Source organism: Paucibacter sediminis (genome assembly GCF_030254645.1).
GTDB classification, from domain to species: Bacteria; Pseudomonadota; Gammaproteobacteria; order Burkholderiales; family Burkholderiaceae_C; genus Paucibacter_B; species Paucibacter_B sediminis.
The window spans coordinates 4,582,753-4,598,228 of sequence record NZ_CP116346.1; the positions used below are offsets into that span (position 1 = coordinate 4,582,753).

General features: G+C 70.3%; 18 protein-coding genes and 1 riboswitch. Of the genes, 4 read left to right on the top strand and 14 right to left on the bottom strand.

The features are described 5' to 3' along the window. Window positions 1-25: 25 nt before the first annotated feature. The 14 genes from PFX98_RS21235 to fliE all read right to left on the bottom strand — a co-directional run bounded on the left by PFX98_RS21235 (window position 26) and on the right by fliE (window position 12,123). Window positions 26-1,012 carry a flagellar motor protein MotB gene (locus PFX98_RS21235; RefSeq protein WP_285232476.1) on the bottom strand — a complete coding sequence of 329 codons (987 nt, stop codon included), beginning with the start codon at window positions 1,010-1,012 and terminating at the stop codon, window positions 26-28. Beyond that, window positions 1,002-1,955 carry a flagellar motor stator protein MotA gene (gene motA, locus PFX98_RS21240; RefSeq protein WP_285232477.1) on the bottom strand — a complete coding sequence of 318 codons (954 nt, stop codon included), beginning with the start codon at window positions 1,953-1,955 and terminating at the stop codon, window positions 1,002-1,004. Before motA ends, PFX98_RS21235 begins: the two co-directional genes overlap by 11 nt. A 15-nt stretch (window positions 1,956-1,970) precedes the next feature. Beyond that, complete coding sequence (locus PFX98_RS21245) at window positions 1,971-2,684, bottom strand: FliA/WhiG family RNA polymerase sigma factor (RefSeq protein WP_285235663.1); 714 nt, start codon at window positions 2,682-2,684, stop codon at window positions 1,971-1,973. Between the two features lie 16 nt (window positions 2,685-2,700). After that, complete coding sequence (locus PFX98_RS21250; RefSeq protein ID WP_285232478.1) at window positions 2,701-3,162, bottom strand: flagellar basal body-associated FliL family protein; 462 nt, start codon at window positions 3,160-3,162, stop codon at window positions 2,701-2,703. A gap of 2 nt (window positions 3,163-3,164) precedes the next feature. Next, window positions 3,165-4,412, bottom strand: coding sequence for a flagellar hook-length control protein FliK (locus PFX98_RS21255; protein WP_285232479.1), 1,248 nt, complete (start codon window positions 4,410-4,412; stop codon window positions 3,165-3,167). After that, the gene (locus PFX98_RS21260; RefSeq protein ID WP_285232480.1) at window positions 4,409-4,732 is read right to left on the bottom strand and encodes a hypothetical protein; all 324 of its coding nucleotides are present in this window, start codon (window positions 4,730-4,732) and stop codon (window positions 4,409-4,411) included. Before PFX98_RS21260 ends, PFX98_RS21255 begins: the two co-directional genes overlap by 4 nt. Then, window positions 4,725-5,111: a flagellar export chaperone FliS gene (gene fliS / locus PFX98_RS21265; RefSeq protein ID WP_285232481.1), complete on the bottom strand. Its 387-nt coding sequence runs from the start codon at window positions 5,109-5,111 to the stop codon at window positions 4,725-4,727. Before fliS ends, PFX98_RS21260 begins: the two co-directional genes overlap by 8 nt. A gap of 29 nt (window positions 5,112-5,140) precedes the next feature. After that, the gene (fliD, locus tag PFX98_RS21270) at window positions 5,141-6,502 is read right to left on the bottom strand and encodes a flagellar filament capping protein FliD (RefSeq protein WP_285232482.1); all 1,362 of its coding nucleotides are present in this window, start codon (window positions 6,500-6,502) and stop codon (window positions 5,141-5,143) included. Window positions 6,503-6,589: 87 nt separating this feature from the next. After that, window positions 6,590-7,039 carry a flagellar export protein FliJ gene (locus tag PFX98_RS21275; RefSeq protein WP_285232483.1) on the bottom strand — a complete coding sequence of 150 codons (450 nt, stop codon included), beginning with the start codon at window positions 7,037-7,039 and terminating at the stop codon, window positions 6,590-6,592. After that, window positions 7,036-8,346: a flagellar protein export ATPase FliI gene (gene fliI, locus PFX98_RS21280; RefSeq protein WP_285232484.1), complete on the bottom strand. Its 1,311-nt coding sequence runs from the start codon at window positions 8,344-8,346 to the stop codon at window positions 7,036-7,038. The genes PFX98_RS21275 and fliI overlap by 4 nt, the downstream gene beginning before the upstream one ends. Beyond that, window positions 8,343-9,026, bottom strand: coding sequence for a flagellar assembly protein FliH (fliH, locus tag PFX98_RS21285; RefSeq protein ID WP_285232485.1), 684 nt, complete (start codon window positions 9,024-9,026; stop codon window positions 8,343-8,345). The genes fliI and fliH overlap by 4 nt, the downstream gene beginning before the upstream one ends. Then, window positions 9,026-10,033 carry a FliG C-terminal domain-containing protein gene (locus tag PFX98_RS21290; RefSeq protein WP_425334632.1) on the bottom strand — a complete coding sequence of 336 codons (1,008 nt, stop codon included), beginning with the start codon at window positions 10,031-10,033 and terminating at the stop codon, window positions 9,026-9,028. The genes fliH and PFX98_RS21290 overlap by 1 nt, the downstream gene beginning before the upstream one ends. Before the next feature lie 4 nt (window positions 10,034-10,037). After that, window positions 10,038-11,735, bottom strand: coding sequence for a flagellar basal-body MS-ring/collar protein FliF (fliF, locus tag PFX98_RS21295; RefSeq protein ID WP_285232487.1), 1,698 nt, complete (start codon window positions 11,733-11,735; stop codon window positions 10,038-10,040). A 28-nt stretch (window positions 11,736-11,763) separates the two neighbouring features. Beyond that, a complete protein-coding gene (fliE, locus tag PFX98_RS21300) occupies window positions 11,764-12,123 on the bottom strand; it encodes a flagellar hook-basal body complex protein FliE (RefSeq protein ID WP_285232488.1) in 360 nt (119 codons plus the stop codon). A gap of 625 nt (window positions 12,124-12,748) precedes the next feature. After that, a riboswitch (cyclic di-GMP riboswitch) is annotated at window positions 12,749-12,860 on the bottom strand. A 396-nt stretch (window positions 12,861-13,256) separates the two neighbouring features. Here fliE and PFX98_RS21305 point away from each other — a divergent pair. From PFX98_RS21305 to fliQ, 4 genes are read left to right on the top strand one after another with little or no spacing between them, the layout of a single operon-like run. Then, on the top strand, window positions 13,257-14,087 hold the full coding sequence (locus PFX98_RS21305) for a FliM/FliN family flagellar motor C-terminal domain-containing protein (RefSeq protein WP_285232489.1): 831 nt from the start codon (window positions 13,257-13,259) through the stop codon (window positions 14,085-14,087). A 3-nt stretch (window positions 14,088-14,090) separates the two neighbouring features. Then, entirely contained in the window at window positions 14,091-14,453 is a 363-nt protein-coding gene (locus PFX98_RS21310; RefSeq protein WP_285232490.1) for a FliM/FliN family flagellar motor switch protein, read from the top strand. Next, window positions 14,450-15,205, top strand: a complete 756-nt coding sequence (gene fliP / locus PFX98_RS21315; RefSeq protein WP_285232491.1) for a flagellar type III secretion system pore protein FliP — start codon at window positions 14,450-14,452, stop codon at window positions 15,203-15,205. The genes PFX98_RS21310 and fliP overlap by 4 nt, the downstream gene beginning before the upstream one ends. Before the next feature lies 1 nt (window position 15,206). After that, window positions 15,207-15,476: a flagellar biosynthesis protein FliQ gene (gene fliQ, locus PFX98_RS21320; protein WP_285232492.1), complete on the top strand. Its 270-nt coding sequence runs from the start codon at window positions 15,207-15,209 to the stop codon at window positions 15,474-15,476.

Sequence of the window (15,476 nt, forward strand, 5' to 3'; positions counted from 1 at the left end):
CGATCACCTCGGGACTTGTTGGTTCTCATGGCGTGACTCGGGCGGCGGGCTGGTAGGGCGCCAGCTGGCCTTGCAGGCGCTGCAGCAGGGTCGCCGGCGTGGCGGCCTCCTGCAGGCCGCCGGCCGGCATGCCGTACATGGCGCCGAGCTGGCGCGCCTGCTGGCTGCTCAGCACCATCAGCTCGATGCGGCGGTTGATGGCGGCCTGCGGATGGGCCGGATCCAGCAGGGCGCGATCGGCCATGCCGCTGACCTGCAGCACCGTTTCCTCGGCCATGCCGCCGGCCAGCAGCTGGTAGCGCGCGCTCATGGCGCGCTGGTTGGACAGCGCCACATTGGTGAAGGCGCCGGCGCTGCGGTCGGCAAAGGCGGTGGCGTCGGTATGGCCGACGATGATGAGCTGGTTCTCCATGCGCGCGAACAGCGGCCCGAGCTTGCGCAGCAGCTCGCGCATGCGGGCGCTAGGGCTGGCGCTGCCGCGCTCGAACATGCCCTGCGCCTCGGTGTCGTGCAGCATCAGGCGCAGGCCTTGCGGCGTGATCGCGCTGTGCAGATTGCTGGCCAGGCCGACCTCGGCGGCGATGCGCTCGATCAGCCGCGAGAGCTCGCGCATGTCGGCGGCCGACTCGTAGCGCGATTTGCTCAGGCGCGGGTCGGCATCGGGCTGCTCGGTATTGCTGCTCTGCGTGGACTTGCCCTTCATTTGCACCTCGCCATGCGCCGGCACCGGGTTGCGGTCCAGCATGCTGCCGCGCGAGCCCGAGGCCAGCGAGCTGCTGAGGCCCTGGCCCTCCTCGATCAGGTCGGCGCCGGCGGTCTTGAGCAGTTGCTGCATGCGCTCGGAATTGCGCGAGGCCAGCAGCCACAGCACCAGGAACAGGCACATCAGCGCCAGGCAGAAGTCGGCGAAGGCGACCTTCCAGGCACCGCCATGGGTCTCGTCGTCCTGCTTGCGCGAGACGCGCTTGACGACGGTCTGGTGCGCGTCGACGGCGCTCAGCTTAGGCGGCACGGCGCTCTCCTTGACGCTCACCCTGGCGTTCCCCCGGCATGCGATCGGTGGCGCGGCGGCGCGGCGTGGCGTCGGGATCGCCGGCGCTCTGCATCTGGTTGATCCAGCTCTCCAGCAGGGCGAAGCTGGGCTTGATATTGAGCTGCACAAGGCGGCGGCCGGCGTCGATGGCCAGCAGCGCCGGCTTGCCCGACACATGGGTGACCAGCACCACCTTGACCGACTCCAGCGCCTGCAGCTCTTCGTTGACGAGCTGCTTCATCATGTTGGCCAGCGGGTCCAGCACCGCGTAGCAGAAGAAGATGCCGATGAAGGTGCCCACCATGGCGGCCGCCACCATCACCGCGATCTCGGCGGTGCCGGCGCCCTCGGCCACCGTGTTCATCGCCATCACGATGCCCAGCACCGCGGCCAGGATGCCGAAGCCGGGCATGGCCTCGGCGATCTTGTGCAGGGACTTGGCGGGCTGGGCCATCTCCTCGTGGATGGCCTCCAGCTCCTGCTCCAGCACGCCCTCCAGCTCATGCGCATTGATCTTGCCCATCGCCATGAGGCGGAAGTTGTCGACGATGAAGTGCAGCAGCTTGGGCTCGGCCAGGATGAGGGGATAACGCTTGAACAGCACGCTCTCGTGCGGCGCCTCGACGTGGGCGTCCAGCGCCTTCAGGCCGCCGGCGGCGGTCTGCAGCAGCTCGTACATCAGCAGCAGCAGCTGGCGCTGGAATTCCTCGCCGGGGCGGCGGCGCGTCATCACCTTGCGCAGCTGCAGCAGCATCTCGCCGAGCACATGGCGCGGATTGCCCAGCACCACCGAGCCGACGCCGGCGCCGACGATGATGAGCAGCTCCACCGGCTGCCAGATGACGCCGAAGTTGCCGCCGTGCAGCATGAAGCCGCCGAAGACACAGGCCAGGACGATGAGGATGCCGATGAAGGGCTGCATGGTGGGGTGTTCCGTTCAGGCCGGCTGCAGATGCGTGCGCATCTTCAGCAGGGCGGCCTTGTTGATCTGCGACACGCGGGCCTCGGTGAGGTCCAGCACGGCGGCAATTTCCTTCAGGCTCAGCTCGTACTCGTAATAGAGCTGAATGACGCGCTGCTCGCGCTCGTCCAGGCACGCCAGCGCCTGCTCGATGCTGCGGCGCGCGACCAGCAGCGCCTCCGGCGAACGGCTCTCGCTGGGCAGGTGGCTGAGCTCTTCCACCAGTTCGTCGAAGCTCGCCATCTCCTCGGCCACATCGGCCTGCAGATAGGCCTGGTAGTCCTGCGGGCTGAGCTTCAGATGCAGCAGGATCTCGGCCTCGCTGGGCTCGTGGCCGAGGCGGCGGCGCAGCTCGCGCAGCGCATCGCGCAGCTTGTGGCTGTCCTGGCGCACCGAGCGCGGCCGCCAGTCGAGGCGGCGCAGCTCGTCGAGGATGGCGCCGCGCACGCGCAGCGTGGCAAAGCCGGCAAAGCCCGCGTCCGGCGGGCCGTAGCGGCGCAGCGCCTCCAGCAAGCCCATCAGGCCCACCTGCTCCATGTCCTCGCGGTCCATGGCGGCGCTGACCTGGCTGCCGAGCTGGCGCACGATGCGCTTGACCAGGGGCGCATGCAGGCGCAGCTGGTCGCGCTCGTAGGCCGGACCCAGGGCCGCTTGGGCCACCTGGTTCAGCTCGGCGTAGGCTTCTTGCATCTGCATGGCGCTGCGCTCACTCGATGATGAGCTTGCCGATCAGGGCTTCGGCAAAGGGCGGCTCGCGATGCTCGGCGCCATAGCCCTCGCGGTAGGCGCGGTTCAGCTCATCGGCGATCTGCTCGATGGTGAGCGCGCTGGCGCTGTCGATGTTGTAGCCGGCCAGCGCCTTCACCGCGATGGTGCGCAGCAGGGCCAGGTGCTCCTTGGTGCGCTTCTCCTGCTCGGGCAGGGTCTTGAACACCACGTCCACCGCCATGTAATGCGCCATCGCCTCGCCGCCACGGCCGCGCAGCATCACCAGCACCTTGTCCAGCGTGACGTATTTGTAGTCGGGGCCGGGCTTGGCCGGCGGCTCGACCGGCTCGCTGGCGCTGGCCTGGGGCGCGCGCATGCTCCACCACACCGCGCCACCGGCGCTGCCGGCCGCCAGCAGCACGGCCAGGGCCAGCGCCAGCATCAACTTGATCTTGGACATCCTCAGTCCTCCTTGCGGATTTGGGCACCCAGGCGCTGGGCGAACGGGCGCGGGCCGGTCTCGGGCGCGTCGCCGCCCTCATGCAGGGCGCGGCCAGGGCGCTGTGCAGCCTCGGCCTCGGCCTGAGGCTGCTGCCGCCCCGACTGCGCGTCCTGCTCGGCCAGGCCGCGCTGCGCGACCTGCACCTGCACCTCACCGGGCTGACGCAGCGCCAGCTCCTGGCGCAGCTCGGCGCTGATGTGCTGCAGCTGCCGCGTCACCTCGGGGTGGCTGGCACTCAGCCGCACCTGCAACTCGCCGCCCTGCTGCTGGATGGCGATCTCCACCCGGCCCAGCAGCGGCGGCTCCAGGCGTATCACCGCCTGTTCGCTGCGCGCCGCGATCTGCAGCTGCAGGCGGTCGCCCAGGGCCAGCAGCAGCGGCTGCTGCCACTGGCTGGGCAGGGCCTGCGGCAGCGCCAGCGTGGCCGCCGGTGCGGCCACCGCCGCGGCGGGCTTGGCCCATGCCGCCGGGGCCTGCACATTGGCGACCAGACTCGCGTCAAGCGCGGGCGCCGCATTGGCCTCCGCCTTGGCGCCCGGCTCCTGCGCCAGCTTGGCGGCCGGCACGGCGGCCTGCAGCACGGCGGCAAAGCGCGCCGCCAGCGCCTGGCCGGCGCTCGGGGGAATGGCATCGACGCCGGGCTGCTGGCGCGCCGGTGCCGGCGCGCTGCCGGTGGCGGGCGCGGCCGGCCGCATGGCGGGCTGCAGCAGGGTCGCGGCGCCGGCCACGGTCGGTACGGCCATGGCCGGCGAGGCCTCCGGCATCGCGGAGGCATGCGCCGGCGGCGCGCTGGCTGGCTCGGCCGGCGGCGGGGCACTCGGCTGAGCGCTCGGCTGAGCATTCGGCAACAGCGCCAGCATCAGGCCGTCCATCGCCGGCATGTCCTGCGCCGGCGTGGCGGGTTCCTCGGTCGCGCGCTCGCTGCTGGCGGCCGCATCGGCCGCGGCCGGCGGTTCGCCGGCCGGGCCCTGCTGCAGCATGCGCAGCAAGGCCTGCAGCTCGGCACGCAGCTGGTCGCCGGCCGGGTCGGCCTGCAGCTCGGGGGCGGCGGGCGAGACGGGCAAAGCGGGCACCATGGCAGCCAGCGCGCTGGCAAAGTCCTGCGCCAGCTGGCCGGCCTCGTCCAGCGGCGCGGCCTGGGTCGGGGCAGCCGCGGCCGGCAAGGGTGGGCCGGCCGGCAGCTCGGTGCGCGTGCTCACGGGCTTCATGATTGTGTTTCCTCCCAGTCGGCGCTTTCGGCGTACGCCGTCCAGCGGCCGCGGTTCTCGGTGAGTTGCTGCAAGAGCTGGCCCAGGCGGGCGAGTTCGGCATGCACCAGGGCGCTGGCCTGGCCATGCTGGAGGCGCAGGCCGTCCAGGGCCTGGCGCTCGGCCGCCGTCCATGCGGCGTCGCCCTGCCAGGCCGCCAGCTGGCCGGCCAACTCGCGGTCGATGCGGGCCAGCGCCAGCCAGTCCTGCTCGCCGCCGGCCTGGCCCAGGCGCGCGCTCAGCGCGAGCAACTGCTGATGTCGATCGATGGGCTTAGGCATGACGCGCCTGCACCCCTTGCCAGCCGCCGCGCAGCTGGCTCAGCAGGCGCACCACCTCGTCGATCACGTCCACGTCCAGGGCCACGCCGGCGCGGTAGAGGCGCTCGGCGCAGTAGTCGTAAAGGCGCGCCAGATTGCCCACCACCTCGCCGCCGGCGTCCAGGTCCAGCGCGCTGGACAGGCCGTTGATGATGCTGACGCATTTCTCCAGGCTGGCCGCCTTCAGTTCGTAGCGGCGCGCCTCGATGTGGGCGCGTGCGCGCGCCAGTTCGTCCAGCAGGCCGTCCATCAGGATCAGCACCAGCTGCACCGGCGAGGCCTGGGCGGTCTGGGCATGCAGATGGACGGTCTGGTAGCTTTGATAGGCGTCGTGGCTCATGGTCTGGGAAGGGGTTGGAAGGCCGGGAGCTAGACGCTCAAGCCGGCCAACATGCTGCTGGTATCGCCCAGCTGGGACTGCAGGTTCTGCAGCTGCGTGAATTGCTTGAGGTAGCGCTGGTAGGACTGCTGGTACTGCGCGTCCAGCCGCGCCTGGCGCTGGCCGATGGCCTTCTGCATGCTCTGCACCGAGCTCTGGCGCTGCTTGATCTGGCCGCTGCCGAGATTGGTCCACTGGTCGACCTGCTTGCTCAGATCGCCCATCAGGCCGCTGGCCGCGCCGGCGGCGGCGCTGCCGAACACCTTGTCCAGCGCATCGGGGGTGGCCGCCAGGGTCTTGTTGAGCCGCGCGCTGTCGAGCGCCAGCGCGCCGTTGCGGTCCACGCTGATGCCCAGCTCGCGCAGGCTCAGGCCGCCATAGCTCTGGCGCAGCAGATTGCCCAGGCGGTCGCGCAGCGCGCGCACGCCGGAGTCCGAGGCAAAGGCGGCCGCGGCCACACCGTCCTTGGCGCTGCCCACCGAGGTCAGCTCGTCGAGCGTCTTCTCGAGCCCGTTCCAGGCATCGACGAAGCTCTTCACATTCGCCGTGGTGGCGCCGTCGTCCTTGGCCACGCTCAGCGTCACCGGCACATCGCCGGGCTTGTTGGCCTGCAGCAGGGTCAGGGTCACCCCGCTGATGGCGGTGAAGCTATTGCTGCTCTGCTGCATGCGCACGCCGCTGCCCTGCGCGCCCAGCCAGACCACCGCATCGCGCGCCGGCGCCAGTTCCACGCTGGGGCCGCTGAGCTTGGTCTTGAGGTCGCCGGCGTTCAGGCCGCTGGTGTCCAGCGTGATGCCGCCCGCGGCACCGCTCACGCCCGAGGACAGCATCAGCTGCGTCACGCCGCCGGCGGTCATCACCATCGCGGTGACCAGGCCGGCGTTGTTGGGTGCCTGGTTGATGGCGCGTGCGATCTCGGTCTGCGAGAGCGTGCCGTCGCCATCGGCGTCGGCGCTGTTCAGGTCCACATTGAAGGCGGCGCCATTGCCCAGCTGCACCGCCATGCTGCCGCCCATCGCCACTGGCACCGCGGGCAGGTCCTGGAAGGCGATCTGCTGGCTGCTGGCGGTCTGCTCGACGAACAGCGGATAGCTGCCGGCGCTGGCGCTGGCCGACACGCTGGCGTTGGCGATCGCTGGGTTGCTCAGCGTGGCGCTCAGCTGCGCCAGCGAGGGCTTGGTGGAGAGGCTCTTCAGCGCGCCGTCAAAGGCCTGCAGGGCGCCCTGCAGCTTGCTGAGCGCCGCCGCGGTCGCCTTGCTGCTCTTGCTCTGGGCGTCCAGCAGCGACTGCGCCGATTGCGTGTAGGCGGTGGCCAGTTGCTGGGCCATCGAGGTCGGGTTGATATCAGCCATGGCGAACTCCGTGCGGATAGGTGGGGGGACTACCCAAGGAGAAGGCGACCGGGAGGGCCCCGGGCTTAAGCCGGCGCGATGCTGCGCTCATGTCCGCCCCCTCAGCCACACCTGGCCGGCCAGCTCGTCCTGGCCCTTCTGGGCGCGGCGCTGCTCGGCCAAGCGGCTCTGCGCCAGGCTCTGGCTCAGCACCTGGCCCAGCACCTCCTGGCGGCAGGCGAGCGCCTGCACGGCGCTGCGTGTGGCCGCGGTATCGGCCTCGTGCAAGGCCAGTTCCTGGCGCTGGCTGTCGGCGAAGTCGCGCACGCCCTGCTGGTAGGCGGCCTGGTTCAGCGCCAGGCCGGCGTCCAGGCGCGCGCCCGCGGCCAGGCCTCCCTGGCCACGCGAGGCGGCCAGGGCATCCAGGCGCTGCACGCTGGCCTGCAGGCGCTCGCCCAGGGCCTGCTTGCGCGCCAGCTCGGCGCTGCGGCGCTCCAACTCGCGCTCGCGCACGGTCAGCATCAGGTCCAGGCTGCGCTGCATCGCGGTCTTGTTCATGCCAGCAGCTCCTGCAGCTGTTGCAGGCAGTCCTGCAGCGGCGCGGCCTCGTTGACGCCCTGGTGCAGAAAGGCCTCGATGCGCGGGAACAGCTGCACCGCGCGATCGGTGAGCGGATCGGCGCCGGGCACATAGGCGCCCAGCGGCATCAGCTCGCGCACCTGCTCGTAGCGGCCGGCCAGCTGCTTGAGCTGGCGCGCCCAGGCCTGGTGCTCGCGGCCGGCCACCAGGGCCATGCAGCGGCTGATCGACTGGGCGATGTCGATGGCGGGATAGTGGCCACGCTCGGCCAGCGCGCGGCTCAGCACGATATGGCCATCGAGGATGGCGCGCGCGGTGTCCACCACCGGGTCCTGCTGGTCGTCGCCCTCGGCCAGCACGGTGTAGATGGCGCTCATGCTGCCCTCGGCGCGCTCGCCGTTGCCGGCGCTCTCCACCAGCTCGGGCAGCAGGCTGAACACCGAGGGCGGATAGCCGCGCGTGGCGGGCGGCTCGCCCAGCGCCAGCGCCACCTCGCGGCGCGCCATCGCATAGCGGGTGAGCGAATCCACCAGCAACAGCACATGCTGGCCCTGGTCGCGGTAATGCGCGGCGATGCTGTGGCACAGCTCGGTGGCGCGCAAGCGCATCAGCGGCGACTCGTCGGCCGGCGCCACCACCACCACCGCGCGCGCCAGGCCGGCACGGCCCAGCGAGAGGTCGATGAACTCGCGCACCTCGCGGCCGCGCTCGCCGATCAGGCCCACCACCACCACATCGGCGACGGTCTGGCGCGTGATCAGGCCCAAGAGCACGCTCTTGCCCACGCCGCTGCCGGCCATCAGGCCGACGCGCTGGCCGCGGCCCAGCGTCAGCATGCTGTTGATGGCGCGCACGCCCACGTCCAGCGGTTCGTGCACGGGGGTCTTCTTGAGCGGATTGATGCGCGGCGGCTGGCTGGCCAGCGCATGCTCGCCGCCCAGGCGGCCCAGGCCATCGATGGGCTCGCCCAGGCCGTTGACGATGCGACCCAGCCAGGACGGCCCGATCGCCAGGCCGGCGCGTTCCGGCGCCGGCAGCACGCGCGCGCCGGTGCTCAGGCCATCGGGCTTCTTGAAGGGCATGAGGTAGGAGATCTGCTCGCGAAAGCCCACCACCTGGGCGGCGATCCACTCGCCCGAGGCGGCCTCGATCATGCAGCGCTGGCCGGTGCGCAGCGCGCAACCGGCGCTTTCCAGCAGCAGGCCGGAGGCGCCCACCAGGCGGCCGGTGGGCGTGGCCACCGGCACCTCGCCCAGCTCGACGCGACGCAGTGCGGCGGCGATCATGCGCCCTGCTCCTGCGGCTCGGTTTCGCTCTCGACCAGCTGGCTGTGCACCTGGGCCATGCAGGCCGCCAGGCGCTGGGCGCAGCCGGCATCGGCCTCGCGGCCGCCGGCCAGCAGCCGGCATTCGCCGCTCGCCAGTGTCGCATCGGGCAGCAGGCGCCAGGCCTCGGCGCGCTCGGGGGCCAGGTCTTGCAGGCGCCGCAAATCCTCCGGGTTGAGGAAGACCTCGACGCCATCGCGCGCCACCGGCATGCCGGCCAGGGTCTCGTCCACCAGGGCCAGCAGCTGGGCCGGTTGCAGGGTCAGCTCGCAGCGGATCACCTGGCGCGCCACCTTCTCGACCAGCTCCACCACCTCCTTGCGCGCCGCCGCCTGCACCTCGGCCTGCAGCGCCTTCAGCTCGCGCAGCAGCGCATCCACCGGCGCGGCCAGCGACTCGAAGCGCGCCAGCGCCTCGCGCCGCCCCAGCGCCAGGCCCTGCGCGCGGCCCTCGGCCTGCGCGGCCTCGCTGCCGGCCTGCAGGCCGCTGGCATGGCCCTCCTCGTAGCCCTTGGCCAGGCCTTCCTGGAAGCCCTGGGCCAGGCTGGCCTGCAACTGCGCCGGCGAGCTGGCCGGCAGGGCCAGGCTGGCCTGCAGCTGGGCCAAGGGCGGGAAGCGGTGCGGACGCATGGGCTTGCTCATCACTCGACCGTGGCCTCGGCAAACAGCTGCACCTCGATCTCGCCGGCATCCACCAGGGCCTTGACCCTGGCCATCACCTCGGCACGGGCCTGCTCGACGCGCGACAGCGGCACCGGGCCGCTGCGGCGTATCAGTTCCTCGAAGTTCTGCGCCTGGCGCCGCGGCATCGCGGCCAGGATGGCGTTGCGCACCGCGCCCTCGGCGCCCTTCAGGGCCACCGCCCAGAGCTCGGGCGCCACTTCCTCGATCACGCGCGTCAGCACCGCCTCGCTCTGGCGCGACAGCACCAGGAAGTCGTACATGCTGAGTTCGATCTCGCCCATCACATCGGGGTCATGGGCGCGCAGGCGCTCCACCATCTGCTGGCGGTCGGCGGGCAGGCGGTTGAGGATCTCGGCCACCTGGCGCACGCCCTCGACGCTGGCGCTCTGCTGGCCCAGGCCGGCCAGGCAGCGCTCGACCAGCTCCTCCAGCTCGACCAGCAGCTCGCGGTCCACCTCCTGCAGGCGCGCCACGTTCAGCAGCACCAGGTCGCGGCCCTCGGCGGGCAGCGCGGCGATCACCTCGCTGGCCAGATGTGGCGGCAGGAAGGCCAGGAACACCGCCTGCATGCGCACATGCTCGTAGGCGATGTGCTCGGCCAGCCACTTGGGCGAGGCCCATTGCAGGCGCTGCATCTTGGGGCGGATCGCGTCGCCATAGATGTTGTGCAGCACGCTGTTGGCGATGTCGCCACCCAGGGCCAGATCCAGCGAACGCTTCAGGTAGGAGCGCGACGCGCCATGCACGCCGCTTTGCTCGCGGTAGTCGTCGAAGAAATGCTGGATCGCGGTCTTCACCGAATCGACCTTGATGCCGCTCATGCGCGACATCACCTGGGTCACGTCCAGCAGCTCCTCGCGCGACAGGCAGCGCAGCACCGCCGCGGCCGGCTCCTCGCCCATGCTCAGCAGCACGATGGCGGCGCGTTCGACGGCGCTCAGCGCACCCGGCTCGGCCGCTGCCATCAGATCACTTGCCTCGGCCATATTGCACCCACTGTTTCACCACCTCGGCGACGCGCTCGGGCTCCTTGGCCGCCAGCACCTTGAGGTGATCCACCAACACATCCACCGGCGAGCCGGGGGGCGGCAAGTCGTAGTTCTCCAGCAGCGGCACCACCGCCAGCGCGGGTGCGGCGGCCGCGCCCGGCACCGCAGCCGGCAGGGCCAGCCCCGGCGCGGCGGCCAGGGGCGGCGTGGCGCCATCCGGCATCAGCGGGGTCAGCGGCGTGGTCTCGACCGTCTGCAGGGCGTTCGAGGGCGCCAGGCGCTGCTGGGCCAGGCGCAGCAGCGGCCGCGCAAGCAGCAGGTAAGCCAGCAGCGCGCCCAGGCCATAGACGGCCCAGCCGCCCATGTCCACCAGGTTGTCGCGCTGCTGGTACCAGGGCTCGAGCTGCGGCGGCGCCGGGAAGGCCATCGGCGAGACGGTGAGCTGGTCGCCGCGTTCGCTGTTGATGCCCAGGCCGCTGTTGAGCAGCTTCTCGACCTTGGCCAGCTCGGCCGGGCTCCAGAGCTTTTCGGCGCCGGGCGCGGCGGCGTTGTTGAGCAGCACCGCGACATGCAGGCGCGCCAGCCGGCCGCGGCTGCGCTTGATCTGGGTGATGTTGCGGTCGTAGGCGTACTGGCGGGTGCTGGCGTTCTTGTGCGCGCTGGCGCCGTTGTCGCCCTCCGGTGCCGAGGCGCCATTGGCCGCCGCGTTGGCCGCCCCATTCACCGGCCGGTTGCTCAGCGAGCCCGGCACGCCCAGGGCGATGCGCTCGCGGTCGCTCTCTTCGCGCATCGCCTCGTTGGTGAGGCGCGGCGCGTCGCCGTACTGCTCGCGCGTCTCCTGCACGCGGTCGTTGTCGACCTCGGCGGTGACGCTGAGCCGGTAGTTGGCCTCGCCCAGCACCGGGGCGAGCAGGTCGTGCACATTGCGGCGCACCTCGTCCTGGTAGCGCTGTGCCGCCTCGTTGCCCTGGTTGGCCTCGAAGCCCTCGGCCAGGTCCACGCGCGCCGACAGCAGATTGCCGGCCTGGTCCACCAGGCTGACGCGCTGCGGCTCCAGGCTGGCCACGCTGCCGGCCACCAGATTGATGGCGGCGGCGATCTGCTCGTTGCTGAGCTTGCGGCCGGGCTTGAGCGTCAGCACCACCGAGGCCGAGCTCTTCTGGCCGTCGTTGAGCACAAAGCTGGTGGACTTGGCGATGGACAGGTGAACGCGCGCCGCCTCCACCGCGTCCAGCGCCATCATCGATTGCGCCAGCTCGCCCTCCAGGCCGCGACGGAAGCGCACGTCCTGCACGAACTGGCTCACGCCCAGCGGGTCGTTCTTGTCCATCAGCTCCATGCCGGCCGGCAGCTTGGCGACCACGCCCTTGGCGGCCAGCAGCATGCGCACGCGGCCCAGCGCGCTCTCGGGCACCAGCACCTGGCCGGTCTCGGGATGCAGGCGGTAGGCGATGTGCTCGGCGTCCAGCACCGCCAGCATCTCGCCGTTGGCGACGCGCTCGCGCTGGCCGAACACCGGCTTGTAGGCGGCCTGCTCGCGCCACATCAGCATCAACGCCAGCGCGGTGCCGGCCACGGCCAGCGACAGCACCGGCAGCAGGCCCTTGGCCAGGCCGGCGGGCATGGCGGGGCGCGCGTTCCAGGCGGAACCCAGGCGGGACTTGAGCGTGTTGAACATGGTGGGGATGGCGAGGTCGTTGCGGGGCTCAGAGCTGCAGCTTGATCAGCTCGTCCATCGCGCCGACCAGCTTGTTGCGCACCTGCATCAGCATCGAGAAGGACAGGCTCGCGTCCTGGCTGGCCAGCATCGCGCCCACCAGGTCGTCGCTCTCGCCGCGCTCCACCGCGCCCATGCGCTCGATGGCCTGCTGCTCCTTGCCATCCACCTGATGCAGCGCCTGCTGCAGGCTGTGGCCGAAGCCCGCCGCACCGGCCTCGCCCGCCATGGGCGAGGCCAGGCGCAGCGCATCCTGCTCGATGCGGGCCAACTCGGCCTGCACCGGCTGTGCGATGGCGCCGCCGTGGCCGGCCGACAGGGCCGCTGGCGTGATCGCGATGGCGCTCATGGATACCCCTTTTCAATATAGTGTGGGCCGCCTCGGCGGTACCCGACACAAACTCAGGACGTACGCAGGCCTTACCCCCAAGCATGGAGTAATGACAAGCAAACATAAATACTGGACGCGGCCTTCGGCGATGACAACCGAAAACCCGACAAAAACTCGACCTTAAATACGCAGATGCAAGCCCATTTGATACTCCCGTTTCGCCCTTCTTGTTTTTATTAGCGCAATATCAAGATCAATTACAAAAATAGCAGCAGATATTCATGACGCAGGCATGAATAACTCAAGCAATTCATTCCGCTGCCATATTCAAGACAAACCCATCCCCTTGCCCGACGTCGCGGCAATTGCAGCTCAGGATGGATGCGTGAACGCGGCGACGAGCCGCCCGGCGCTCAGCTCGTGCCGACGCGCAGGGCCAGACCCGCGCCAGGTGGCGCCAGTTCAGGAGGAAGAAGGAATCGATAAAGCTTGCTCATGCGCTGGTCCAATCGGGCCCAAATGGCCCTGAAGGTCGGCGGCAAGCCCTGGCGAAGGCCAGCAAAGGTCACAACAGGCCACTGGCGTGGCCCGGCAGGCGAGAGCACCCACAGACCCACGCAGCACGTGGATCGGCAGACTCAGGTCTGGCAACCCCGCTATCGTTACCCGAACCGCGCCCCTGTGGGAGCGCCGCCCGGATGGTAGACCGGAGGCTTTGCGACCCCGGCTTTCGCTCGGGTGTGCCCTGATGTATCCAACTGTACAGAGCCTGCGATACCGCCGCAAGCCTCCGCATCGATATTGGCGACGGCGCCCCCGCGGCCCGTGAACTAGTTCACAGGCGGCACCACCCCAAAGCGCCCACCGGGTCTCCCGACCCGGCTTCCAGCCAATACCCACACGCCGCGCTCCGGTATATCCACAGCCAAATCATGCTCGCCCCTCGATATGGCGACCTGAAAACCATTTTTATTAAGCACCGACGCCAAAAATCGTGAAATCATGCCGCCCGCAAACCCTAATATCAGCAGCAACCCTACATATTCAGCGGCCAGTTCCTAAAATGCAGGGCATCCGCCGGGCCGATTGCCATCCACGCAATCCGCGCCCATGCCTCGCGAAGCCACCGGCCGCTCCGGCCCCGCCGCCCCATGCCGCAACAAGCCTTGCTACAGGCCAACGCCACCCTGCCCCTGGACCCGCGCACGCTGGGCCGCCCGGTGCACCTGCTGCCACGCCTGGCCGAAAGCCTGCGCGAGGCCTTCAACGAGGCCCTGCGCCTGCAGTTGAACCGGCGCTACCGCAGCCAGTACCAGGTCAGCGATCTCGGCTTCCAGCCGCTGGAGGGCGTGCCGGCCGCCGGCCGCTGGCTGCTCGGCAAGGGTGCGGCCGGCGTGCTGGGCTGCCGCATCGATCGCCCGCTGGTGCTGGCCGTGATGGCGCAGCGTTATGGCGCAACGCCGGACGCCGGCGCCAACCCGCCCGAGACCTCCAGCGAGGAGCGCGTGCAGGCCTGGCTGAGCCGTCTGCTGCTGGAGCCGCTGCAGGCCCTGCTGCTGGAGCCGGCCGAACCGGCGCCCTTGGGCGAGCTGCAGGCGCAGATGGCGCCGCAGCTGCCCGCCGGCAGCTGGCTGCTGCGCCTGAACCTGCGCGAGCCCGGCCAGGGCCTGGCCAGCAAGCTGGTGCTGGCATTGGCGCCGGCCTATCTGGACGCGGTGCTGCAGCGCCTCGCGCCGGCACGCGCCGGCGCGCCCACCCCGGCCCAGCCGCCGCTGGCGCGCCGCCTGCCGCTGACCCTGCAGGCGCGCCTGCTGGAGCGCCCGATGGAGCTGGGCGAGCTGCTGGCGCTGCGGCCCGGCAGCCTGATCCCCATCCACATGGGCCATGCCGAGGTGCTGGTGGGCGGCGCGCGCCTGTTCACCGCCGCGGTGGCCGAGCACCAGGGCAAGCTGTGCCTGACCTCTTTTGAAGATGCCGAGTAAGCCATGAACATGAACGACACCCCCGACCTGGAACATCTGCTGGACGATCTCGACGGCGCCGAGCCGGCGCTGCTGGGCCAGCCCGAGCTGGCGCCCGCGCCACCCCGACGCGCGCTGCCGCAGCTGATGCGCAAGATCCCGGTGACGCTCACCCTGGAGGTTGGCGAGGCGAAGATTTCGCTGCACGAGCTGGCCCAGCTGGGTGCCGACAGCGTGGTCGAGCTCGACACCCTGGCCGGCGAGCCGCTGACCCTGAAGGTCAACGGCGCCACCATCGGGCGCGCCGAGGTGGTGGTCTCGGGCGACAACTACGCGCTCAAGGTGATCGACATCGCCGGCCTCGATCTGGAGCAGCTGCAGCCATGAGTGGCCAACGCCTGCATCGCGCAGGCCTGCTGTTGCTGGGCGGGGCGCTGAGCCTGGCCCACCACCCCGCCCTGGCCGACACGCTGAAGATCAGCGGCATGGGCGCGGGCGGCGCTGGCGACTTCACCGTCAAGACCCAGGTCCTCATCATCATGACCCTGCTCGGGCTGCTGCCCGTGCTGGCGCTGATGATGACCAGCTTCACCCGCTTCGTGATCGTGCTGTCGCTGCTGCGTCAGGCCCTGGGCCTGCAGCAGGGCCTGCCGAACCGGCTCATCACCGGCGTGGCGCTGATCCTGACGATTCTGGTGATGCGGCCGGTGGGCGAGCAGATCTGGGAGAAGGCCTTCGTGCCCTACGACGCCGACAAGATCACCCTCACCGAGGCGCTCAAGGTGGCCGAGGCGCCGCTGTCGCGCTTCATGCTGGCGCAGACCAGCAAGAGCGCGCTGGCGCAGATCGCCAAGCTGGCCGGCGAGGAGCAGGTCGACAAGCCCGAGGCCCATGGCTTCACCGTCAAGCTGGCCGCCTTTGTGCTGAGCGAGCTGAAGACCGCCTTCCAGATCGGTTGCATGCTCTTCATCCCCTTCCTGGTCATCGACCTGGTGGTCTCCTCGGTGCTGATGGCGATGGGCATGATGATGCTGTCGCCGCTGGTGATCTCGCTGCCGCTGAAGCTGCTGCTGTTCGTGCTGGTGGACGGCTGGACGCTCACCGTCAACACCCTGGTCAGCAGCGTGAGGGCCTACTGAAATGAGCCCTGAGATCGCCATCGACCTGATCAGCGAGAGCCTGCATCTGGTGATGCTCTTGGTGACCCTGCTGGTGCTGCCGGGCCTGCTGGTGGGCCTGCTGGTGAGCCTGTTCCAGGCCGCCACGCAGATCAACGAGCAGACCATGAGCTTTCTGCCCAAGCTGCTGGTCACCCTGCTGGTGGTGGGCCTGATGGGTCGCTGGATGGTGGGCTCGCTGATGGACTTCTGCGTCTCGATCTTCGAGCGCGCGGCCACCTTGGTGGGCTGA